22 protein-coding genes, 1 tRNA gene and 1 pseudogene are annotated in these 23,328 nt (G+C 56.2%); 7 read left to right on the top strand and 17 right to left on the bottom strand.

Features of this window, described 5'->3' with window-relative positions; all coding sequences use genetic code 11:
* Positions 1-136: 136 nt before the first annotated feature.
* Together RMS95_RS13600 and RMS95_RS13595 are read left to right on the top strand one after the other, a co-directional pair.
* Positions 137-556, top strand: coding sequence for an NfeD family protein (locus RMS95_RS13600; protein WP_310646735.1), 420 nt, complete (start codon positions 137-139; stop codon positions 554-556).
* A 26-nt stretch (positions 557-582) separates the two neighbouring features.
* A complete protein-coding gene (locus RMS95_RS13595) occupies positions 583-1,491 on the top strand; it encodes an SPFH domain-containing protein (RefSeq protein WP_100131908.1) in 909 nt (302 codons plus the stop codon).
* A 64-nt stretch (positions 1,492-1,555) separates the two neighbouring features.
* Here RMS95_RS13595 and phbB read toward each other — a convergent pair whose 3' ends face one another.
* Genes phbB through RMS95_RS13580 form a run of 3 tightly spaced genes read right to left on the bottom strand, consistent with a single transcriptional unit; the run spans position 1,556 to position 5,238 of the window.
* Complete coding sequence (gene phbB / locus RMS95_RS13590; protein ID WP_310646734.1) at positions 1,556-2,293, bottom strand: acetoacetyl-CoA reductase; 738 nt, start codon at positions 2,291-2,293, stop codon at positions 1,556-1,558.
* A gap of 56 nt (positions 2,294-2,349) precedes the next feature.
* Positions 2,350-3,531 carry an acetyl-CoA C-acetyltransferase gene (locus tag RMS95_RS13585; protein WP_310646733.1) on the bottom strand — a complete coding sequence of 394 codons (1,182 nt, stop codon included), beginning with the start codon at positions 3,529-3,531 and terminating at the stop codon, positions 2,350-2,352.
* A gap of 33 nt (positions 3,532-3,564) precedes the next feature.
* Positions 3,565-5,238 carry a class I poly(R)-hydroxyalkanoic acid synthase gene (locus tag RMS95_RS13580; protein WP_310646732.1) on the bottom strand — a complete coding sequence of 558 codons (1,674 nt, stop codon included), beginning with the start codon at positions 5,236-5,238 and terminating at the stop codon, positions 3,565-3,567.
* Positions 5,239-5,344: 106 nt separating this feature from the next.
* Here RMS95_RS13580 and RMS95_RS13575 point away from each other — a divergent pair.
* A pseudogene (locus RMS95_RS13575) lies at positions 5,345-5,548 on the top strand (hypothetical protein); the annotation flags it as partial.
* A gap of 5 nt (positions 5,549-5,553) precedes the next feature.
* Here RMS95_RS13575 and pgeF read toward each other — a convergent pair.
* The gene (gene pgeF, locus RMS95_RS13570; protein WP_310646731.1) at positions 5,554-6,375 is read right to left on the bottom strand and encodes a peptidoglycan editing factor PgeF; all 822 of its coding nucleotides are present in this window, start codon (positions 6,373-6,375) and stop codon (positions 5,554-5,556) included.
* A gap of 83 nt (positions 6,376-6,458) precedes the next feature.
* Between pgeF and RMS95_RS13565 the strand changes: the two genes are divergently transcribed.
* From RMS95_RS13565 to RMS95_RS13550, 4 genes are all read left to right on the top strand, one after another.
* Positions 6,459-6,764 (top strand): antibiotic biosynthesis monooxygenase, encoded by a 306-nt coding sequence (locus RMS95_RS13565; RefSeq protein WP_310646730.1) that lies wholly within the window; start codon positions 6,459-6,461, stop codon positions 6,762-6,764.
* A 30-nt stretch (positions 6,765-6,794) separates the two neighbouring features.
* Entirely contained in the window at positions 6,795-7,490 is a 696-nt protein-coding gene (locus RMS95_RS13560; RefSeq protein WP_310646729.1) for a fumarylacetoacetate hydrolase family protein, read from the top strand.
* Positions 7,491-7,503: 13 nt separating this feature from the next.
* Positions 7,504-8,052 carry an NUDIX hydrolase gene (locus RMS95_RS13555; protein ID WP_310646728.1) on the top strand — a complete coding sequence of 183 codons (549 nt, stop codon included), beginning with the start codon at positions 7,504-7,506 and terminating at the stop codon, positions 8,050-8,052.
* Between the two features lie 88 nt (positions 8,053-8,140).
* Positions 8,141-9,172 carry a TRAP transporter substrate-binding protein gene (locus tag RMS95_RS13550; protein ID WP_310646727.1) on the top strand — a complete coding sequence of 344 codons (1,032 nt, stop codon included), beginning with the start codon at positions 8,141-8,143 and terminating at the stop codon, positions 9,170-9,172.
* 98 nt (positions 9,173-9,270) lie between these two features.
* On the opposite strand, the gene RMS95_RS13545 is transcribed toward RMS95_RS13550, so the two are convergent.
* From RMS95_RS13545 to infC, 13 genes are all read right to left on the bottom strand, one after another.
* Complete coding sequence (locus tag RMS95_RS13545) at positions 9,271-10,590, bottom strand: TRAP transporter large permease (protein ID WP_310646726.1); 1,320 nt, start codon at positions 10,588-10,590, stop codon at positions 9,271-9,273.
* On the bottom strand, positions 10,587-11,069 hold the full coding sequence (locus tag RMS95_RS13540; RefSeq protein WP_310646725.1) for a TRAP transporter small permease: 483 nt from the start codon (positions 11,067-11,069) through the stop codon (positions 10,587-10,589). Before RMS95_RS13540 ends, RMS95_RS13545 begins: the two co-directional genes overlap by 4 nt.
* A gap of 99 nt (positions 11,070-11,168) precedes the next feature.
* Complete coding sequence (locus tag RMS95_RS13535; protein ID WP_310646724.1) at positions 11,169-12,641, bottom strand: efflux transporter outer membrane subunit; 1,473 nt, start codon at positions 12,639-12,641, stop codon at positions 11,169-11,171.
* Complete coding sequence (locus RMS95_RS13530) at positions 12,634-15,789, bottom strand: efflux RND transporter permease subunit (RefSeq protein WP_310646723.1); 3,156 nt, start codon at positions 15,787-15,789, stop codon at positions 12,634-12,636. The genes RMS95_RS13535 and RMS95_RS13530 overlap by 8 nt, the downstream gene beginning before the upstream one ends.
* Positions 15,790-15,801: 12 nt before the next feature.
* Complete coding sequence (locus RMS95_RS13525) at positions 15,802-17,070, bottom strand: efflux RND transporter periplasmic adaptor subunit (RefSeq protein ID WP_405023397.1); 1,269 nt, start codon at positions 17,068-17,070, stop codon at positions 15,802-15,804.
* 186 nt (positions 17,071-17,256) lie between these two features.
* Positions 17,257-17,333 (bottom strand) — tRNA-Pro (locus tag RMS95_RS13520).
* Between the two features lie 25 nt (positions 17,334-17,358).
* Positions 17,359-17,823 carry a MerR family transcriptional regulator gene (locus RMS95_RS13515; RefSeq protein ID WP_310646721.1) on the bottom strand — a complete coding sequence of 155 codons (465 nt, stop codon included), beginning with the start codon at positions 17,821-17,823 and terminating at the stop codon, positions 17,359-17,361.
* 113 nt (positions 17,824-17,936) lie between these two features.
* Entirely contained in the window at positions 17,937-18,272 is a 336-nt protein-coding gene (locus RMS95_RS13510; protein ID WP_104797733.1) for an integration host factor subunit alpha, read from the bottom strand.
* A 25-nt stretch (positions 18,273-18,297) separates the two neighbouring features.
* Complete coding sequence (gene pheT, locus RMS95_RS13505) at positions 18,298-20,745, bottom strand: phenylalanine--tRNA ligase subunit beta (RefSeq protein WP_310646720.1); 2,448 nt, start codon at positions 20,743-20,745, stop codon at positions 18,298-18,300.
* A 24-nt stretch (positions 20,746-20,769) separates the two neighbouring features.
* Positions 20,770-21,822 carry a phenylalanine--tRNA ligase subunit alpha gene (gene pheS / locus RMS95_RS13500; RefSeq protein ID WP_310646719.1) on the bottom strand — a complete coding sequence of 351 codons (1,053 nt, stop codon included), beginning with the start codon at positions 21,820-21,822 and terminating at the stop codon, positions 20,770-20,772.
* Positions 21,823-21,957: 135 nt separating this feature from the next.
* Positions 21,958-22,317, bottom strand: coding sequence for a 50S ribosomal protein L20 (rplT, locus tag RMS95_RS13495; protein WP_108282356.1), 360 nt, complete (start codon positions 22,315-22,317; stop codon positions 21,958-21,960).
* A gap of 26 nt (positions 22,318-22,343) precedes the next feature.
* Positions 22,344-22,547, bottom strand: a complete 204-nt coding sequence (rpmI, locus tag RMS95_RS13490) for a 50S ribosomal protein L35 (protein ID WP_108282355.1) — start codon at positions 22,545-22,547, stop codon at positions 22,344-22,346.
* Between the two features lie 87 nt (positions 22,548-22,634).
* Positions 22,635-23,243 carry a translation initiation factor IF-3 gene (infC, locus tag RMS95_RS13485; RefSeq protein ID WP_310646736.1) on the bottom strand — a complete coding sequence of 203 codons (609 nt, stop codon included), beginning with the start codon at positions 23,241-23,243 and terminating at the stop codon, positions 22,635-22,637.
* Positions 23,244-23,328: the final 85 nt, after the last annotated feature.

The raw sequence follows: 23,328 nt of genomic DNA, 5'->3' as shown, positions 1-23,328 counted from the left end.
TCCATCATGGGCGCCACAGACGTGCGCCAAAACGAGGCATCGGGGAAATTCATGCTGCGATTATCCCGCCCTCGCCTTCGCGAACTTGGGCACAATGACACGTGAATTCAAAACAACTCATTTCTGGGATTGAACAATGAATGCGTCAACCTTTTGGTGGATGGCAACTGGGGCCTTGGTGATCGCCGAGTTACTCAGTGGCACCTTTTATTTGCTGATGTTGTCGTTGGGAGCGGCAGCCGCGGCATTGGCAGCGCATGCGGGGCTTGAGATGACCGCACAAGTCATCACGGCAGCACTGGTGGGTGGTGCGGGCGTGGTGCTGTGGAACCTCAAAAGCAAACACCCTCCCACAGGCGCCGATGCCGCCGATACCCACATCCATCTCGACATTGGCGCCACAGTGGATGTCCAAGCTTGGGATGCCCAAGGTATGACCCATGTCAAACACCGAGGCGCGCAGTGGGAGGCCACCAGCCACAGCGTCACCCACACGCCCGGCCTGCACCGGATTGTGGAGATCACAGGCAGCCGCTTGGTGCTTGAAAAAATTTAAAGCTTGTTTTTGAAAAAGGTCCTGCTATGGAAATCGCCCTGCTCCTTCTTGTCATTGCTGTCTTGTTCATCGTCAAGACGGTGAAAGTCGTGCCTCAACAAAACGCTTGGGTGGTCGAGCGCTTGGGTAAATACCATGCCAGCCTCACCCCGGGTCTAAACTTTGTGGTGCCGTTCATTGACAACGTCATTCAAAAGCACAGCCTGAAAGAAATTCCCTTGGATGTGCCCAGCCAGATTTGCATCACGCGTGACAACACGCAGTTACAAGTCGACGGCATTTTGTATTTCCAAGTGACCGATCCGCGTTTGGCCAGCTACGGCTCGTCGAACTACATCATGGCGGTCACACAGTTGGCACAAACCAGTTTGCGCAGCGTGATTGGCAAACTCGAACTCGACAAAACCTTTGAAGAGCGCGACATCATCAACGCCCAAGTGGTGGCCGCCATCGACGAAGCGGCGCTGAACTGGGGCGTGAAGGTGCTGCGCTACGAAATCAAAGACCTCACGCCGCCCAAAGAAATCTTGCACGCGATGCAGTCGCAAATCACGGCAGAGCGTGAAAAGCGCGCCTTGATTGCGGCCTCCGAAGGTCGTCGCCAAGAGCAAATCAACATCGCCACAGGCGAGCGCGAGGCCTTCATTGCGCGCTCTGAAGGCGAGAAACAAGCCGCCATCAACAAAGCGCAAGGCGAAGCCGCCTCCATCACGGCCGTGGCCGATGCCACCGCCCAAGCGATTGAGCGCATTGCAGCGGCCATTCGCCAACCCGGCGGCGAGCAAGCGGTACAACTCAAAGTGGCCGAGCAAGCGGTGCAGGCCTATGGCAAGGTGGCGTCTGACGCCAAGACCACACTCATCGTGCCCAGCAACATGACCGAAGTGTCTGGCCTGATTGCCTCCGCCATGCAAATGGTCAAGCTCGACAAATAAACGGTTCAACCCGGCGTGAAAAAGCCCGCTTGATAGCGGGCTTTTTCATGGGTGCCACACAGGCTTAGCCCATGTGCAAACCACCGTTCACGGCGAAGTCAGCGCCGGTGGTGTAACCACCATCTTCGCTGGCCATCCACGCAATGATGGACGCGATTTCGCTGGGCTTACCCAAACGTTTGACGGGCACGGTCGCCACAATCTTTTCCAACACGTCAGGACGGATGGCGTTGACCATGTCGGTGCCGATGTAGCCAGGCGACACGGTGTTGACCGTCACGCCCTTGGTGGCCAGCTCTTGGGCCAAAGCCATCGAGAAACCGTGCATACCGGCTTTGGCAGCCGAGTAGTTGGTTTGACCCGCTTGACCTTTTTCGCCGTTCACCGACGAAATGTTGATGATGCGGCCCCAGCCGCGCTCGACCATGTCGGGCACGACTTGTTTGGTCACATTGAACATGGAGTCGAGGTTGGTGCTCATGACCGCGCTCCAGTCTTCGCGGGTCATCTTCAAGAACATGCGGTCCTTGGTGATACCGGCGTTGTTGACCAACACGTCGATGGGGCCATGCTCAGCTTTGGCTTTGGCGAAAGCTTCGACGGTGGAGTCCCAATCGCCAACGTTGCCGACCGATGCGTAGAACGTGTAGCCCAACGCTTTTTGCTCATCCAGCCATTTGTTGAAATCACGCGTTGGGCCGCAGCCTGCGATCACTTTGAAGCCTTCTTTGTGCAGGCGCTGGCAAATCGCGGTTCCGATGCCGCCCATACCACCTGTGACGTACGCTACTTTTTGGCTCATTTTTTGTCTCCTTAGTTATGAGTGATGTGAAAAATTCAGTTCAAGGGGTCGAATGTTTAAGCGCGTTCCAACGCCAACGACACGCCCATGCCGCCGCCAATACACAGCGCGGCCAAGCCTTTTTTGGCATTGCTGCGCTGCATTTCGTGCAGCAAAGTCACCAAAATGCGGCAGCCGGATGCACCAATGGGGTGACCAATGGCAATCGCACCACCGTTGACGTTGACTTTGGCGGGGTCGATATCGAGGGCTCGGTTCACGGCACAGGCTTGTGCGGCGAAGGCTTCGTTGAGTTCGAACAAGTCCACGTCCGACGCTTTCCAGCCAGCGCGTTGCAAGGCTTTTTGCGAGGCAGACACAGGCCCCATGCCCATCAAGGCAGGGTCCAAGCCGCTGGTACCGAAAGCCGCGATGCGCGCCAGAGGCGTCAGGCCCAAGGCGGCGGCTTTTTTAGCCGTCATCACCACCACCGCCGCTGCGCCGTCGTTGATGCCAGAGGCGTTACCAGCCGTGACAGAACCGGCTTTGTCAAACGCGGGGCGCAAACCGGCCAAGGCTTCGGCGTTGGTTTTTTTGTTGATGTATTCGTCGGTGTTGAACATCACAGGGTCACCCTTGCGCTGAGGAATGCCGACCGAGACGATCTCGTCGGCAAACTTGCCAGCGTCTTGCGCCGCAGATGCTTTTTGCTGGCTGGCCAGCGCCAAGGCGTCTTGCATATCGCGGGTGATGCCGTGGGCTTTGGCCACGTTTTCAGCGGTGATGCCCATGTGGTATTGGTTGTACACATCCCACAAACCGTCCACGATCATGGTGTCGATCATGTTCCAGTTGCCCATGCGTTGGCCATCACGCGACCCCAACAGCACGTGGCCTGAAGCACTCATGTTTTCTTGGCCACCGGCCACCACGATCTCGCTGTCGCCATAGGCCACCGCTTGTGCGGCCAACATCACCGCCTTGAGACCGGAGCCGCACACGGCATTGATGGTCAAAGCAGGAACGGCGTTAGGAATGCCAGATTTCATCAAGGCTTGGCGTGCGGGGTTTTGACCTGCACCAGCGGCCAGCACTTGACCCATGATCACTTCACCCACCAATGCGGGGTCAAGCTTGGCACGCGCCAAAGCTTCACGAATGACGATAGAGCCCAACTCGGTGGCTGCAATTTTGGCGAGCGATCCACCAAACTTACCCACAGCGGTGCGAGCGGCTGAAACGATGACGATGTCTTCCATGGAGGTCTCCAGTTGTTTTAAAAAATCAGGGAATTAGTTGCTGGCGCGCTCTTTGACATAACGGCCAGGTGCGTTCTCAATCGCTTTGTATTTGCCTTTGCCATAGGTTTTAGGCGAAGCAATTTGCTTGCCAGCATGTGCTTTGAGCCAATCCGCCCAGTCAGGCCACCAGCTGCCCGCATGCTCTTTGGCTTTGGTGATCCATTGCTGTGCGTCTTTCGGAAACGTGGTCTCGCTGCCCGTCCAGTAGCAACGCTTCTTCGCGGCGGGTGGGTTGATCACCCCCGCGATGTGGCCTGACGCGCCCATGACAAAACGCTTCTTGCCGGGGAACACTTGGGTGCTGGCATAAGAGCCGCCAATCGGCACGATGTGGTCTTCACGCGAGCCGTAGATGTAGACGGGAATGTCCACCTTGCGGTAATCGATGGTGGTGCCACACACCTTCGCGGTGCCGGGCTTGATGAGGTTGTTTTCAAGGTACGTGTTGCGCAAATACCAAGCGTACATGGGGCCGGGCAAGTTGGTCGCGTCACTGTTCCAGTAGAGCAAATCAAACGGAGGGGGCGTTTCGCCTTTGAGGTAGTTGCCCACCACGTAGTTCCACACCAAATCGTTAGGGCGCAAGAAGCTGAAGGTCGACGCCATGTCTTTGCCCTTCATCAAGCCGCCGTTGGCGAACTGGCCTTCGCGGTATTTGACGAAGGCTTCATCGATGAAGACATCCAACACACCGGTGTCGCTGAAATCAATCAATGTCGTGAGGAAGGTGGCGCTGGCCACGGGCTTTTTGCCGCGTGCGGCCAACACGGCCAACGCGTTCGACAAAATGGTGCCGCCCACACAAAAGCCCAAAGCGTTGATTTGTTTGGCACCGCCGATTTCTTGGGTCACTTCAATGGCTTTGATGGCCACGTCTTCCACATAGTCATCCCAGGTGGTGTGCTGCAAGGACTCGCCTGGGTTGCGCCAGCTCACCACGAAGGTGCGATGGCCTTGGCTAACGGCATAGCGGATCAACGAGTTTTCAGGTTGCAAATCGAGGATGTAAAACTTATTGATGCAGGGAGGAATCAACAAGAACGGACGCTCGTACACCTTGGCGGTCAGTGGCTTGTATTCGAGAAGTTGGAAGAACTCGTTTTCAAACACCACTTTGCCTTCGGTGGTGGCCACGTTTTTGCCCACCTCAAACAAGCTCTCGTCCGTCATCGACACATGGCCTTGCTGCATGTCATGCAACAGGTTTTGAATGCCTTTGGAAATACTTTCGCCCTTGGTCTCAATCGCCTTTTGCTGCGCATCGGCATTGAAAGCCAAAAAGTTACTGGGCGCCGAAGCTGCGGCCCATTGCTCGACAGCAAATTGAATGCGCGCCTTGGTCTTGGCATCGGTGTCTGCGACCTCGGTCAATGCCATCATCGTGCGGGTATTGAGCAAATAGGCAGCCGCCGCAAATGAGGCCATGGGGTTGTGCTGCCACGCCTCAGCGGAGAAGCGCCGGTCTTTGACCACAGGGTTGCCATGCAAACTCTGGTTCCACAGCGCGGTGGCATCGTTGATGTATTGCTTTTGCAAGGCCTCGAGCTTCTCGGGTGGAAAGCTCAAACTTGGGGCCGTCCCCTCACCTGCACCTAGCGTTTGAAACGACGCCAGGGCTTTGGCCCAGCTGTCACTCAAGCTTTTCAGGGCCGAATTCTGATCCATCACCAGTCTCCCATACAGTCACATCTGTTTTATTAACTGTCACCAGTATGTCAGTGAAATACCTTCGAATTTCTGACAGATATCAAACTCAAGAGAAAACCCCTAGATGTATTTAGTTCTGATTGCTTGGATGTACGTGGCCTTGATGATGGCTGTGGCCGAAGCCACCAGCCCCGTCGGCACCGTGCTCGGTGCCATCGTCACGTTTGTGTTGTACGGCGCAGTACCCATGGGCGTCGTGGGCTACATCATGGGCTCGCCTGCACGCAAACGCGCCATCAAAGCGAAAGAAATGGCTGAGCGCGAAGCCCAAGATTAAATTTCGGCGTGTCGCCAGATACAGACCGCAAATCGCCCCGTCTTGCCATCGCGTCGGTAAGAAAAAAATTGTGATGCCTGCGTCACGGTGCACCAAGCGGGTGTGCTGTCATTGCCCGCAACTGTTTGAACGCCCAAGGCCTGCACGCGCAAACGTGCCAAGCCCGCCAAATCAGCCAGCCACTTGTCCGTGTTGAGGGGATGTGGTTTGAAACATGCCACCGCGCTAGACGACTGAGCCACGAACGCCTCACGCACCTCAGGCCCCACCTCAAACGCCTCGGGACCAATGCAAGGGCCCAACCAAACGCGCAACGCAGCTGGCTCCACCGCATGCGACCCAGATACGGCAGCACACATTGCGCGCACCGTTTGCTCGATCACCCCAGCGGCCAACCCACGCCACCCCGCATGCGCGGCAGCGAGGACACGCCCGCCCTCATCAGTGAACAGCAGTGGCAAGCAATCGGCCACCATGATGGTGCAAGCCACCTCTGCGTGGCTGGTGACACAAGCATCCGCAACGGTGCCCTGTGGGGTGTCCTCGCCAAGCACAACAACCTGCGTGCCATGCACTTGTTGCAAAAAAATCGGGACTGCGCCGCCCAAACGGGCTTTTAAACGTTGGCGGTTCTCAGCCACATGCGCAGGATCATCTTGAACGTGGTCGCCTAAATTGAAGCTCTCAAACGGAGCGGGAGACACCCCGCCCTCGCGCGTCGTGCACAGGGCATGAACGCCTGCAGGCAACCATGCGTTCAAGGAGCGATGCAGAACATCAGAGCCCGGCACATTGGCAGAAGAGATAAGTCGCGACATGGCGTTGAGGATATCGCGAACACGACTCTCGAGCGCGATGGAGGGCGGTAGACTTGAAGCCCATTTCAACTTGCTGCACCACCATGATTCTCGAACTCGCCGACATCCGTATCCAGCCCGGCCAACAAGCTGCATTTGACGAAGCCATTCAGCGTGGCGTGGAGACCGTGATCTCCAAAGCCAAAGGCTTTGAAGGCTACAAAATCAACCGAGGCATTGAGTCGCCAGAGCGCTACGTGCTGCAAATTTTCTGGGCCACGCTCGAAAACCACACCGTGGACTTTCGTGAATCCGCAGCCTTTGCCGAATGGCGCGCCATCGTGGGCCCGTTCTTCGCCCAGGCACCGGTCGTCGAGCACTTCACCTTGGTGGCCAAGTCTTCCGACTGATTCACACACCCAACCCGCGAGACCCCATCCATGAGCTACTTGTTCACACCCCCTCCTTTGGCATCTGTGCCTGTTGTTGGCAAAACCGAACGTTTTCCGGTGCACCGCATTTACTGCGTGGGCCGCAACTACGAAGAACACGCCAAAGAAATGGGCTTCACCGGTCGTGAACCGCCCTTCTTCTTTTTGAAGCCCACAGACTCTTTGGTGGTGGTCAATGCAGGCGAAACCGGCGTCATGCCCTACCCCAGTTTGACCAAAAATCTGCATCACGAGATTGAATTGGTGGTCGCGATTGGCAAAGGTGGCAAAAACATCAAGGCCGCCGATGCACTGAACCACATCTATGGCTACGCCGTGGGCTTGGACATGACGCGCCGCGACTTGCAAGGCGAGATGAAAAAGCAAGGCCGCCCTTGGTGCATTGGGAAAGGCTTTGACCTCAGCGCACCGATTGGCCCCATCACCCCCGCCGAACAAGCTGGCGACGTGATGAACGCTGAGATTTATGTGCAAGTCAACGGTCAAGACCGCCAACGCAGCAACATCAGCCAATTGATTTGGAACGTGGCAGAAACCATTGAGCACTTGTCTGCCGCATGGGAACTGCAACCCGGCGACTTGATCTACACCGGCACCCCAGAAGGTGTGAATGCGGTGGTGTCCGGTGACACGATGGTGGGCGCTGTGGCGGGGCTGGGCGAACTCACCGTTCGCGTGGCTTAACAACACCAAGCTCATGCTGCATCGCCCTCAGATTCAACATTGCAAAGCCTGCGGCAGTGCGGTCATTTACCGCCTGCCCGATGACGGCGACACGCGCGAACGCGCTGTATGCACCGCGTGCCACACCGTCCATTACGAAAATCCACTCAACGTGGTGGGCACGGTACCCGTGTGGGGCGACAAAGTGCTGCTGTGCAAACGCAACATTGAGCCTCGCTTTGGCAAATGGACCTTGCCTGCGGGCTTCATGGAGCTGGGCGAAACCGTGGCACAAGGCGCTGCGCGCGAGACCGTCGAAGAAGCGGGCGCGCAGTTTGAAATGCAAGACTTGTTCACCTTGATGAACGTCACGCGCGTGGGTCAAGTGCATTTTTTCTACCGCGCCCAACTCACCAGCGACCAGTTCGACCCAGGTCACGAAACCATCGAAGCGCGTTTGTTTGCTGAACACGAAGTGCCTTGGGACGAGATCGCCTTTCGTACCGTCAAAGAAACCTTGCAGCATTACTTCGCCGATGCCAAGACCGGCAAATTTGGTGTACACCACGTTGACATCACCTGAACCCACGTGCCGGTGGGTTTTCCCTTAATTAACCGACCGCTCGGTCGGATTAATATGAACACGTAAATTTTCCAACGGAGACCATGAGATGACCCACGTATTTAAGCGCGCAGCCATTGCCGCCGCCATTTTGAGCGCCGGTGTTGCCGCCCATGCTGAAACCATCACCTTGAAAGTGCACCACTTTTTAGGCCCCACATCGATTCAGCACACCAAAATGCTGCGTACATGGTGTGACAACATCGCCCGTGACTCCAAAGATCGCTTGCAGTGTCAAATTTATCCAGCCATGCAAATGGGTGGCACCCCCCCTCAATTGTTTGACCAAGCCCGTGATGGCGTGGCTGACGTGGTGTGGACACTGCCTGGCTACACAGCAGGCCGTTTTCCAAAAATGGAAGTGTTCGAGCTGCCCTTCATGATGACCAATGCCGAGGCCACCAGCCGCGCCACTTGGGACTATTACGAGAAGTTTGCCAAAGACGAGTTCAAAGACGTCAAGGTGTTGGCGATGCACGTTCATGGCCCTGGAAACATCTTCACCGCTAAAAAGCAAATCAAGACGATGGCCGACATCAAAGGCTTGAAATTGCGTGGTCCAACCCGCTTGACCACCAAGCTCTTAGCGAGCATGGGTGCGACGCCTGTGGGTATGCCCGTGCCTGCTGTGCCCGATGCATTGTCAAAAGGCGTGATCGACGGTGCTGTGATTCCTTACGAAGTCGCTCAAACACTCAAGATCGAAGAACTGGCCCGCTACACCGCAGAGACCGACCGTTCGGAAAACGCCCTCTACACGACTGTGTTTGTGGTGCCCATGAACAAGGCCAAGTATGAGTCTTTGCCTGCTGACTTGAAGAAAGTCATCGACAAAAACTCTGGTCGCGAACTGTCTGCGTTCTTGGGCAAAACCCAAGCGGATAACGACATTCCCGGCAAAGCCAAAATGGTCGCAGGGGGTCACACCATCACCGTCATCCCTAAGACTGAGTTGGACAACTGGAAGCGTGCATCGGCCAGTCTGAGCAACGAGTGGATCGCGGACATGGACAAGAAAGGTGCCAACGGCGCTGAACTGGTTCACGAAGCACAAGCCTTGATCGCCAAATACACCAAGTGATCTGACTTGAACACGCCTCAAACGTCACCCGTTTGAGGCATCAAAAAAGGAGGCCTAGGCCTCCTTTTTTACGTCTGCTTAAAGCCTCTGAAGGCTGATTAGGTAATCAAAGCCACCAGCCACAGACACACGCCGGGGAAGAACAAAATCAGCAAGGTGCGCACGGTATCGCTGACCAAGAAAGGCATCACACCGCGGTAGCTCTCGGCAATCGGCACATCTTTGGCCATGCCGTTGACCACATAGACATTCAAGCCCACAGGTGGCGCCAAAAGCCCGAACTCGACCACCATCAGCACCAAGATGCCGAACCAGATCGCCACGGACTCTTTGGGCATACCAAAGTCCAAGCCCATCACGATGGGGAAGAAAATTGGGATCGTCAGCAAGATCATGGACAACTCATCCATCACCGCACCTAACAACACGTAGAACACCAAAATGCCAGCAATCACGCACAACGGTGTCCAGCCTAAATTCAAAATCAAGGCGGACAACTGCGTCGACGCTTGCGACAAGGCCAATGCACCATTCATCAAGTCCGCACCAATGAAGATCAAAAAGATCATCGCTGAACTATCAGCCGTTGCGTAGAAGCACTGCTTGAACTTGGCCCAAGTGATCTCGCCTTTGAACAACGACGCCACAAAGGTACTGGCAGCACCGACAGCAGCACCTTCGGTGGGCGTGAACATACCGGTGTAGATGCCACCAAAGACAATCACAAAAATTGCCATGATGGGTGCAACGCCTTTGATGGACGCCAAAGTAACGCCTGAAGACTCGTCGTTCACTTCAGGCGCATGACCTGGTACCAAACGAACATAAATAGCAATGGCTGCCATGTAGCCCAACATCGCAATGATGCCTGGCACCATGGCTGCAGCAAACAACTTCGCAATGTTTTGCTCTGTCAAAATCGCATAAATAACCAGCGGCACAGATGGGGGAATCAAGATACCCAAGGTTCCAGAAGCGGCCAAGGTGCCGGTGGCCAAGCGCCCCGAGTAACCGTGACGCTTCATCTCTGGCAAGGCGACGCCTGTGATGGTGGCAGCGGTGGCCACCGATGAACCGCAAATCGCGCCGAATGCGGCACACGCCAGCACAGCGGCCATGGCCAAGCCACCTTTGAAGCGCCCCATCACGCCGGCCGCAAAATCAAACAAGGCTTTACTGATGCCACCTTGCGTCGCAAAGTGCCCCATCAAAATAAACAACGGAATGACCGATAAGTCGTAACTGGCAAAGCGCGCAAAGGCTTGGTTGTTCAAAAAATTAGCAAATGGCATCCAACCGGTTTGCAACACATAACCAAAACCGCCCGCTAAAAACATGGAAACGGCAATCGGCACGCGCACGGCCATCAAGACCAGCATGATGCCAAAGATGGCACCGACAATTTCAAAACTACTCATGCTGACTCTCCCAACTCGTCATCAAAGCCCATAAACACTTGACCCAAAGCGATCAGGCTGGTCAACACAAAAGGTGGCACCATCGCGGCAAACACGATCCACTCTGGAAAGCCCAAAATCATCGTGCCTGAATTGGAAGCGTAGGCGCTCATGCCGCCAAGCGCCGTGCGCCATGCCAAAAGGGCAAAGCACAACGACAGCAGCAAGGCCCCAAAACGGTCCATCACTTCATTGCTAGCGTTTGAGCATTTGGCAGTGAAAAAATCCACAATGATGTTGCCGCGCTTGGCTTGACACCAAGGCATAAACAGACCGATGGCGGCCCCCGTGGCTGCCCCCGAAAGCTCAAAATCTCCCAGCAAAGCAGAGCCCAAAAACTCACGCCCCACAATGCTGTAGCAGGTCATCAGGGTGATGAAAGTCAATAAAACACCTGCGAGGATGGCAAACACCCGCGCTAAGAAAACCATGAAGTGCATAAAAGCGTCTCTTCGTTGTTATAAAACATAATCAGTTTACTCACGAAGTTTGTGAAACCACGCTCGAAAACACTAGGGTTTATGCGGAGGATCTTCGCGTTACTTCAACCCGACCAAGGCCGGCTCGGTCCACCCACCACCTAAAACTTTATAAAGGGTGACCACGCTTTGCAGTTGCTGCGCCTGCGTTTGCAAGGCCGCTTGCTGCGCCGCAAATAAAGACCGGCGGGCGTCGAGCACGTCAAAGGCATTGGCCAAACCTTGGCGGTCACGCAATGCCATCAAGGCCATGCGCGATTCTTCAGCCGCCAAGATGGCCTTTTGGGCACGCAGTTGCTCATCGAAAGTGGTCCTGGCGGACAGCGCATCGGCCACTTCGCGGAAAGCGGTTTGAATGACTTTCTCGTATTGCGCCACGGCCATATCGCGCCCCACTTTGGCCACATCGAGATTGGCTTGGTTGCGACCGCCGTCAAAAATGGGCAGCAACACTTGCGGGGTGAACGTCCAACCACGCGAGCCGACGTTGAAAAGTTGCCCCAAATCATTGCCCACAATGCCGGCACTTCCCGTGAGCGTGATGCGTGGGAAAAAGGCAGCTCGGGCTGCGCCAATGTTGGCATGCTGCGCGATCAACAGCTGTTCGGCTTGGCGGACATCGGGTCTGCGAATCAGCAAATCAGACGGCAACCCCGAGGGCACTTCGGCCACAAAACTGCTCGCCGTCAACGGCAAGCCTGCCGGTAAGTCAGCGGGCAACGCTTGACCAACCAGCAACATCAAAGCGTTCTCGTCTTGTGCCCGTTGGCGCTGAAGTTGCGCCTGCGCCACTTTGGCGGCTTCGAGTAAAGACTGCGCTTGGTTGAGGTCCAGCCGAGAGGCCGAGTCATGCTCAAACTTCAGCTGCGTCAGATGCAAAGACATTTCCCGCGTGGCCAAGGTGGCCTCGACCAAGCGCAGCAACGCGTCGTCGGTGATCAAACTCAGGTACGTGTTGGCAACCGAGCTGACCAATGCAATCTGCACAGACCGACGCGCTTCTTGACTCGCGAGCCATTGCGCTTGCCCAGCCTGACTCAAGGCACGGACACGGCCAAACACATCGAGCTCAAATGCGGTCAAGGGCGCCACACTCAATCCAGCGCTGTACGTGCTGCTGATGCCGGTGGTTGTGGTGCTTCGCGCCCCCGTGACGCCCGCGTTGATGGTGGGCAATTCATCGGCACGACGCAATTGCCACTGCGCGCGGGTCTGCTCCATGTTGAGCATGGCCATGCGCAAATCGCGGTTGTTCTCCAAGGCCAAGGCGATCAATCGCTTCAGGCGCTCATCCTTGAACACATCTTGCCAAGGCATGTCAGACGCCGCCAGCGCGGTGCCCTGCCCGACCGAACTTGTCGCGCCTGGGTACTGCGCAGGCACAGGAGCCGCTGGGCGCTCGTAGGTTGGAATCAAACTGCAAGCACTCAGCAGGCCTGCGGCCACACAGGCCCCACTGAGGAGGCGCAGCGTGCGCACAGGGAACCGCTTGATTGACGCTTGAGCGAAAGAGAAAAAGAGGGCTTTATTCATGGCGATCTGCCTCGCGCTGGTGATCATGGGCCAGATCAAACTGGTGCTGCCGTTCACTCCCCTTAAAGAAAGTACGAACCACCACAAAGAAAATGGGAACGAAGACCAAGGCCAACAACGTGCCAATCACGCTGCCACCAATCACCCCTGTGCCAATGGCCCGCTGACTGGCCGAGCCCGCACCCGTCGCGACAAAAAGGGGCAACACACCGAGCACGAAAGCAAGCGAGGTCATCACGATCGGCCTGAAACGCAGATGCACCGCTTGCAAGGCGGCCTCCACCACGGTTTTACCTTGGGCCTGAAGGTCTTTCGCAAACTCAATGATCAAAATCGCGTTCTTGGCCGACAGACCAATGATGGTGATCAAGCCCACTTGGAAGTACACATCGTTGGCATAGCCGCGCAGCACCGTGGCCAGCAGCACGCCCAAGACGCCCAAGGGCACAACCAAAATGACGGCCAACGGAATGGACCAACTTTCGTACAAGGCCGCGAGACACAAGAACACCGCCAGAATCGCGAAGCCATACAAGACCAAGGCTTGGGAGCCTGCCAACATTTCTTCACGCGACTGCCCCGTCCATTCAAACGCAAAGCCTTCGGGCAATTGGGTCATGAGGCGCTCCATCTCGGCCATGGCCGCACCGGAGCTGTAGCCAGGTGCGGCGGATCCCCCAATGCGCATGGCGGGATAGCCGTTGTAGCGCACGGTTTGCATGGCCCCTTTGACCCAGCGGACCTTGGCAAACGCCGACAACGGAACCGATTTACCTTGGGCGTTGGGCGCATTCATTTGAAGAATGTCTTCAGGCTGCATGCGTGATGTGGCATCGGCTTGCACGATCACCCGCTGCAAGCGTCCTTGGTTGGGGAAGTCGTTGATGTAGGCCGACCCCAACGCGGTCGAAATCACGGTGTTGATGGCGTCAAAACTCACACCCAAGGCATTGGCTTTGTCGCGGTCGATGTCGATTTGCAGTTGCGGCGCGTCTTCCAATCCGTCAGGGCGAACTTGGGTCAACACAGGGCTCTTGGAGGCCAAACCCATCAGTTGATTGCGTGCGGCCACCAACGCATCGTGGCCCTTGCCGCCTCGGTCTTGCAAACGGAAGGTGAAGCCCGAAGCTGTGCCCAACTCGGGAATGGGCGGCGGGCTCAACGGGAAAATAAAGGCATCCCGAATGCCCATCAACGCGCCAAATGCACGTCCCGCCAACGCTTGGGCCGAATGTTCTGGCCCAGAGCGCTCGCTCCAGTCTTTGAGCGTCACAAAGGCCAAAGCCGCGTTTTGGCCCTGCCCCGAAAAGCTAAAGCCCAACACGCTCACCATGCTTTCAACCTCAGGCTGCTTGAGGATGAAGCCTTCGACTTGCTGCATCACCGACAGTGTGCGCAGCTGCGTAGCACCTGGGGGCAATTGCACGTTGACCAACAAATTGCCTTGGTCTTCGCTGGGCAAGAAAGACGTGGGCAGGCGCATGTAGAGCACCGTCACCGCGCCGATGATGGCGACATACACGATCAAGTAACGCGCAGCACGTTGCAGCATGCGTGCCACCAAGCCTTCGTAGTGGTGCGCCGTGCTCGCAAAACCGCGATTGAAGCGCCCGAAAAATCCGCTCTTGGCATGCGCATGTCCTGCTTGCACAGGCTTGAGCAAGGTGGCGCATAAAGCGGGTGTCAGCGACAGGGCTAAGAAAGCTGAAAAGCCGATGGAGCTGACCATGACCGCTGAGAACTGGCGGTAAATATTGCCCACCGAACCTTTGAAGAAAGCCAACGGCACAAACACAGCAATCAGCACCACGGTGATACCAATGATGGCACCTGAAATTTGCCCCATGGCTTTGCGCGTGGCTTCGAGCGGCGGCAGCCCTTCCTCGTTCATGATGCGCTCGACGTTTTCCACCACCACAATGGCGTCGTCCACCACGATGCCGATGACCAAGACCATGCCAAACATCGTCAACACGTTGATCGAGAAACCCAGCGTTTGCAACAACGCAAAGGTGCCCATCAGCGCCACCGGCACCACGATGGTCGGGATCACGGTGTAGCGGAAGTTCTGCAAGAACAAAAACATCACCAAGAACACCAACACCACGGCTTCGACCAAGGTTTCGGCCACTTGCAAAATAGAAATCTTCACAAAGCGTGAGCTGTCGTAAGGAATCGACCAATGCACACCTTTGGGAAAGTAGCGCTCCAACTCAGCCATGCGCGTGCGTACCGCTTTGGCAGCAGCCATCGCGTTGCCGGTCGGCGAGAGTTGCACGCCAATGCCTGCGGCAGGGTTGCCATTCAAACGCGCCGAAGTGGCATAAGTTTGAGCGCCCAACTCAATGCGGGTCACGTCTTTCAGGCGCACCGTAGAACCATCCACGCCGGCGCGCAACACGATTTGGCCAAACTGCGCCACCGAACTCAGCTGCCCATCGACCAACACGGTCGCGGCGATCGATTGCCCTGTGAGGTTGGGCAGATCGCCAATTGCGCCGGAAGACACCTGCGCGTTTTGCTGTCGGATGGCTGCGTTCACGTCGGCAGCAGAAAGGTTATAGCCATTGAGCTTGGCTGGGTCGATCCAAATGCGCATGGCCCGCTCGGTGCCAAACAACTGAGCTTGGCCAATACCGGGCAAACGCTGAATTTCGGGCAACACGTTGCGCGAGGCGTAGTCCCCCAACGCGATGATGTCAAAGTCAGGGTTGTCTGACGACAGCATGGTGAAGAGCAAAAAGTTGGAGCGTGCTTTTTCAACACGCACCCCCTGCTGCGTGACGGCAGCAGGCAAACGTGGTGTCGCGCGCGATAAGCGGTTTTGCACATCGACCTGCGCCAAATCGGGATTGGTCCCGGGCTCGAAGCTGATGGTGATGGTGCCCGTGCCATTGGCCTGTGCCACAGACTCCATGTAGATCATGCCGGGCGAGCCGTTCATCTCGCGCTCGATGACGCTGAAAACGCTGTCTTCCAAGATCTGCGCCGAGGCGCCTGGGTAACCCGCCGTAATCACGATCGACGGTGGCGCCACTGGGGGGTATTGAGAGATCGGCAACTGCGTGATCGACACAGCGCCCATCACCAAAATGAACAAGGCAATCACCCAAGCAAAGATGGGGCGATAGATAAAAAATCGGGCCATGGTGTGAGCCCCTTATTTGCGTGAAGCGGCAGGCGCTGAAGCAGATGGTGCGGGGGCCGATGCTGCAGTGGCCGCTGGCTCGGCGCCTGATGGCGTCCACGGCACAGGTTTGACTGGCATGCCAGGGACCATCATTTTCTGGAAACCATCCACAATGACTTGCTCACCTTTTTGCAAGCCACTCAAAATGACCCATTGGTTGTTTTGCTCGCCCCCCACGGTGACCGGACGCGGTGCTGGCTTGCCATCCGCATCCACCACCAAGACGGTGTCCCCTTGCCCCGTGCGCGTGACCGCTTGCTGGGGCAACAAAATACCTGACGGCAGCTCGGCCTGCGACAAGCGCACACGCACATACTGGCCGGGCAACAGCAGCCCATCCGAATTGGGCACCTCGGCGCGCAAGGTGATCTGGCCAGACGTTGCATCAACGGTCAGGTCGGCAAACAGCAGCTTGCCTGAACGCGGCAACTCACTGCCATCCTCTAAAATCACCCGCACGGGCACGGAGCCATCGCTTTTGCTGCGCATCTGCTTGGCGGCGATCGCCTTGCGCAAGCGCAACACATCCGCACTGGACTGGGTGAAGTTGACATAGACCGTGTCGGTCTGTTGAATGACCGCCAGAGCCGTGGCTTCGTTTTGACTGACCAATGCACCTTCTGTGACCAGCGACTGGCCAATGCGGCCAGAAATGGGGGCTCGGACGGTGGCGTAGTCCAAGTTGATGTCGGCGGACGTCGCGGCAGCGCGTGCCGCAGCCAGATCAGCAGCGGCCTGCTTTTGGTTCGTCACCAAAGTCGCAAAGTCTTGTTTGCTGATGGCATTTTCTTGAACCAGTGGCTGGTTACGCGTGACCAGCGCGCTGGCTTGGTCCAAATTGGCCTGGGCTTTGGCCACACTGGCTTGGGCACTGTCGGCGGTGGCGCGGTAAGGCGCAGCATCGATCTCGTACAAAACCTGCCCTGCCTTGACTTCGCTGCCTTCGCGGAACAAACGCTTCAACACCACCCCGTTCACACGGGCGCGCACTTGCGCCACCCGCACGGGACTGACACGGCCCGGTAATTCGGTTTGCAATGCCACCACTTGGTCTGCCACCGTCACCACGCCCACCGCGGGGGGCGGCGGTGTCTTGCCTGGTCCTGACATCGATTCACCATCTTTTGCGCCACAGGCCGCCAAAGATAAAACAGCAGCAGCAACGGCCCAATGCAAAAGACCGACATGAGATGAACGACTCAATGCATGCGAAGAACAAACAAAGCGGGGAGTTGACATGGAGGGGTTTCTTAAATTTAAGTGCGCCTGCCACAGGGCACTAAAGGAACAGATCAAGTGTGTGAAAACACACATATCATTCTTGCACGAGCACTGGGTCGCATCAAATGACATTGAATGATTTGTGCGTAGGTCCAGAAAAGACAAAAGGGTTAGTAGCTTGACGCTACTAACCCTTGTCATTTTTGGTCGGTGTGAAAGGATTCGAACCTTCGACCCCTTGCACCCCATGCAAGTGCGCTACCAGGCTGCGCCACACACCGAATCAGAGAAAAATTATAACGCGAGTCAGAGAGGCTCTGCGAGCATTTCACGAATTTGTGCAAGTTCTTTGCGAAGAATTTGCAAGGTATCGTCACCCAACCCAACGGCCAACAGCGGTGACGTGTCCGAATAAGAGGTATCGACGACCAAATGCGCCTCCAACCCCTCGTCATCGGCCAAATCCACATCAATCAAAGAATCGCTGTCTAAACGGCGGCGATCACGCTCGACCTGCACCAACTCTTGCAACTTGTTGCGTGCGCCGCTGATGGTGAACCCTTGGTCATACAACAGATCACGAATGCGGCGAATCATCAACACCTCATGGTGTTGGTAATAACGACGGTTGCCACGGCGCTTCATTGGACGGAGTTGCGTGAACTCCTGCTCCCAATAGCGCAGCACGTGTGGCTTGACGCCACACAACTCACTCACTTCACCAATGGTGAAGTAGCGTTTTGCTGGAATGGGGGGGAGGGTTTTCTCCATGAAATCAGTGGCTTGTAAATGGGAGCGTAGAGGTTACACGAAGATAGGCACGCGAATCATAGGGCATTGCGCTTAGGCAATAAATAAGAGGCCCTGTCAGGCCTCTTTTGTCTTCATGCATCAACTTTAGAAGGTGTGTCGCCTTGGATTTGTTCTTTCAGCTTGTGGCTGGCATGAAATGTCACGGCCCTTCTGGCCTCAATCGGGATCGCTTCGCCGGTACGGGGATTGCGACCGGGCCTCGGTGCTTTGGTGCGAATTTGAAAATTCCCAAAACTGGAAATCTTCACATCCGTGCCTTCGACCAAGCTCTTCGCGATCAGATCGAAAAAAGCGTCAATCATGTCTTTGGACTCGCGCTTGTTGAGACCGATTTGTTCAAACAACAAATCGGCCAACTGCGCTTTGGTCAACGCAGGAGTTTCTAGGCTCTCGAAAGAAATTTCCATAGGGTTTGACTTTAAAGCGCGTGCATCAAGCACGTAAGCGCGCTGCAACTTGCGTGGTCAATTGATCCAGCACAGCTTTCACCACACCTTCAATTTGAGCCTCGTTCAAGGTCGCTTCATCGCTGTTGAGCGTCAAACGCACGGCCAGACTTTTCTCGTCCAAAGCCATCGCGGCGTTGTCCGCTTTAGGGCGATACACATCAAAGAGCACTGCTGCACGCAGCAAGCCTTGCGTGGGTGCGGCATGCACCGCAGCCATCAATTGGGCGTGCGTGACGCTGTCTTTGACGATCACAGCAATGTCACGCTCGACGTTCGAAAATTTGGCCACGCCGGTGGACTTGGGCACGGCTCGTTGCAACACCGCATCGAGCAAAAGTTCAAACATCACCGGAGCTTGTGCCAAGTCCCAGCTTTGACGCCAACGTGGGTGTAACTCACCAACATGGCCCACGGCTTGACCGTTCACCCACACCTTGGCGCAGCGGCCGGGGTGCATAGCGGGATGTTCTGCCGCTTCAAACTGCGGCACAGCAGGAGCCAACAGGGCTTCGACATCCGCTTTCACATCGAAGAAGTCTGCGGCCTGTTCTTTGGTGCCCCATTGCAAAGGTGCTGCGCTGCCAAAGGCAATGCCTGCCACGTGCATGGGCTGATCGAACCCTTGCACGGTGGTGTCGGTGTTTTGCACGGAAGCATCTTTGTGGAACACGCGGCCCAACTCAAATACGCGCACGCGTGAAGCTTTGCGGTCCACGTTGAACTTCACCACGTTGAGCAAAGAGCCCAACAAGGTGGAGCGCATCACGCTCATTTGGCTGGCGATGGGGTTGAGCAATTTGATGGGGTTGGCATTGCCTGCCAACTCGTGTTCCCAACGCTCATCCACAAAGCTGTAGTTGATGGTTTCTTGGTAACCCAAAGCCGCCAACTGATGGCGCAAAGCGTGTGGGCTGCGCTGCGCTTCTTGGCAAGCGCTGGCGGTGATGGGGGCCAAAGGTGGTGTGGTGGGCAGGTTGTTGTAACCCACCATGCGCGCCACTTCTTCGATCAGGTCTTCTTCGATTTGCAAATCGAAACGGAACGATGGGGGCTGCACGGTGACAGTGCCGCCACCGGAGGTGGCATCACCATGCTCTTCGGTCACAGGCAAGCCCAAACCGCGCAACGCATCCGCCACGCGTTGTTGGGTCAGCGGCATACCAATGACCTTCTCTGCACGTGCCACGCGCAGCGTGACAGGTTTGGCCACAGGCATGTTGACGCGTTGGTCGTCGATCGGGCCCACTGTTGTATTGGGCGTGCCGCAAATGTCGATCACCAACTGGGTGATGCGCTCGATGTGCTCCACCGTCAGCTCGGGGTCGACACCACGTTCAAAGCGGTGGCCAGCATCGGTGCTGAAGTTGAAACGGCGTGAGCGGCCTGCAATGGCTGACGGCCACCAGAAGGCGGCTTCGATGTAAATGTTTTGCGTATCGTCGCTCACCGCCGTGGTGTCGCCGCCCATGATGCCGGCGAGTGACTCAACTTGATGCGCGTCAGCGATGACACCCACTTTGTCATCCACGGTCACGGTGTTGCCGTTCAAAAGCTTGAGCTGCTCACCCGCTTTGCCCCAACGCACATCCAAGCCACCTTGAATTTTGTCGAGATCAAAAATGTGCGAAGGACGGCCCAGCTCAAACATCACGTAGTTAGAGATGTCGACCAAGGGGCTCACGCTACGTTGGCCGCAACGGGCCAAGTGGTTCACCATCCATGCAGGTGTTTGCGCTTGGGTGTTCACACCGCGCACCACGCGGCCAGAGAAACGGCCGCACAAATCGGGGGCACTGATTTTCACAGACAAGGTGTCGGCATTAGTCGCAGCAACGGCTGGGAATACGGGCGACTTCAACGGTGCGCCAGTGAGTGCAGACACTTCGCGAGCAATACCGTACACGCTCAAGCAATGCGCCAAGTTGGGCGTGAGCTTCAGCGTCATCAAGGTGTCGTCAAGGTTCAAGTACTCGCGGATGTTTTGCCCCAACGGTGCATCGGCTGGCAACTCAAGCAAACCGCCGTTGTCGTCCGCAATTTTGAGTTCTTTGGCGGAACACAACATACCTTGGCTTTCCACGCCACGCAGCTTGCCCACTTTGATTTTGAAAGGTTTACCGTCTTCACCGGGTGGCAACTCTGCGCCCACAGTGGCGCATGGAATCTTGATGCCGACGCGTGCATTGGGTGCACCGCACACGATGTTGAGCAACGCGCCCTGCCCCACGTCCACTTGGCAAATGCGCAAGCGGTCAGCGTCTGGGTGCTGCACGGCTTCTTTGATTTCACCGACAACGATGCCTGTGAAAGGCGGTGCAACGGGCTGGAGTTCTTCCACTTCCAAACCGGCCATCGTCAATGTGTCGGCCAGCTCTTGGGTAGTGAGGGATGGGTTGCAGAATTCGCGCAACCAGGATTCGGGGAATTGCATGATGAATCTCGTGTGTGCGTGAAGTTATTGGAACTGGCTCAAAAAGCGAATGTCGCCATCGAAGAACAAGCGCAAGTCGTTCACGCCGTAACGCAACATGGTGAAACGGTCCATGCCCATGCCAAAGGCAAAGCCAATGAAGCGCTCAGGGTCCAGGCCCATGTTGCGCACCACGTTCGGGTGCACTTGGCCTGAGCCACCCACTTCAAGCCAACGGCCCGCCAAAGCGCCGCTCTGGAACTGGATGTCAATCTCAGCGCTGGGTTCTGTGAATGGGAAAAAGCTGGGACGGAAGCACAGCACCAAATCGTCGCTCTCAAAGTAGGTGCGACAGAAATCGGTGATGACCACTTTGAGGTCTTTGAAGCTCACGTTCTCGCCAATCCACAAGCCTTCGCATTGGTGGAACATGGGTGAGTGCGTGGCATCGCTGTCCACACGGTACGTGCGGCCTGGCGCGATGACGCGAATTTCGGGCATGCCTTGACCGGCATCCAAACGCGCTTGGTAGCGCTTGACGTGTTGCACCGCATGGCGCACTTGCATGGGGCTGGTGTGCGTGCGCAGCAAGTTGGGCGCTTCGGCACTGCCACCCTCCACATAGAAGGTGTCGTGCATGGAGCGTGCGGGATGGTCTTCAGGCGTGTTGAGCGCGGTGAAGTTGAACCAGTCTGTTTCGATCTCTGGGCCTTGGGCCACTTCAAAACCCATCGAGCCAAAAATGGCTTCGACGCGCTCAAGCGTGATCGTGACGGGGTGCAAACCGCCAGCCATGCGGGCGCGGCCGGGCAAGGTCACATCCAAGGCTTCGGCTTTGAGTTGGGTCTCGAGTTCGGCATCGGCCAAGGCTTGGCGGCGTGCGGTGAGCGCGGCTTCAATCGCTTGCTTGGCCACGTTGATGGCGGCACCTGTCGATTTCTTTTCTTCGACGCTCAATGCGGCCATGCCCTTCATCATCTCGGTGATGCGGCCTGACTTGCCCAAGAACTGGGCCTTGGCGTTTTCAAGATCAGCCGGTGTGGTGCTTTGTGCAAACAGGGCCTGGGCACTGGCGACCAGAGAATCCAACTCGTTCATAACTTTGATGATTCCAATTTTCCCCTCATCATGAAAGTTATTTCATTGAAAAATTCGGGGAGCGGAGAAAACAAAAAAGGGATTGAAGCTGTGTAGCCCCAACCCCTTTACTCGTGGGTGGTTAACCCTTGGCTATCAAGCGGCCAATTTGGCTTTGACTTGATTCACGATGCTGGTGAAAGCAGCCATGTCGTGAACGGCCAAGTCGGCCAACATCTTGCGGTCGATTTCGATCGCTGCCTTTTTGAGGCCGTTGGCAAATTGGCTGTATGTCAGACCGCATTGACGTGCGGCAGCATTGATACGAGCGATCCACAGCTGACGGAACACGCGCTTTTTAGTGCGGCGATCGCGGTAAGCATATTGACCGGCCTTCATCACCGCTTGTTTAGCGATGCGGAAGACGTTACCGCGGCGACCGCGGAAACCTTTGGCTAAAGCCAGAACTTTTTTGTGACGGGCACGGGCCGTAACACCACGTTTAACGCGAGGCATATTTTTTCTCCTTGTTCGTCAGTTAATTACAGGCCGCACTTGGGCAGCATTTGCGCCATGTGACCCATGTTGGTCTCATGCACATTCACTGCACCACGCAAGTGACGCTTGTTCTTGGTCGTCTTCTTGGTCAAGATGTGACGTTTGAAGGCTTGACCGCGTTTAACGGTACCGCCTGGACGAACGCGGAAGCGCTTTTTAGCGCTGCTTTTGGTCTTCATTTTGGGCATTTAGATGCTCCTTTAATTTGTGCTCGCGAGGCGCCTACGCAGGGTGCGTAGTCTTGTAAGCCCCGAGACACTAATCTGCGTCGCCTTTTATGCAGACGCTGCCGGAGCAGCTTCTGCAGCAGGTTTGGCGGCGCCACCTGATTTCTTCTTACCGGGCGCGATCATCATGATCATCTGACGCCCTTCGAGTTTGGGGAACTGCTCAACAACGATCAGGTCCGCCAACTCATCACGGATGCGCTGCAACAGCGCCATACCGATTTCTTGATGCGTGATCTCGCGGCCACGAAAGCGCAGCGTGATCTTGCATTTGTCACCATCATCTAAGAAGCGCTTGATGTTGCGCATCTTGATGTTGTAGTCACCATCATCGGTACCGGGACGGAACTTGATTTCCTTGACCTCGATGACCTTTTGCTTGGACTTCGCTTCGGCAGCCTTCTTTTGCTCTTGGTACTTGAACTTACCGTAATCCATCAAACGGCACACCGGCGGCACAGCCGTGGCGGCAATTTCAACCAAGTCAACGTCGATCTCACCGGCCATGCGCAAGGCATCAGCCAAGCTCACGATACCGAGAGGTTCGTTGTCAGGACCTGAAAGGCGGACTTCCGGGACCATGATTTCCCGGTTAAGGCGGTGTTTGCGTTCCTCGCGCTGGCGGCGGTCGCGAAATTCTGTAGCGATGGTGACTATCCTTAAAAATCAAAAACAAACCGACACACGTGTGCGACGCACAACTCTTGGCAATTCCTAAATGAAATTAGCTTTTGAGAGAGAT

The sequence above is a fragment of the Limnohabitans sp. genome (assembly GCF_031539175.1).
In the GTDB taxonomy this organism is placed as follows: domain Bacteria; phylum Pseudomonadota; class Gammaproteobacteria; order Burkholderiales; family Burkholderiaceae_C; genus Limnohabitans.
This window is presented reverse-complemented; position numbering and strand designations above follow the sequence as displayed.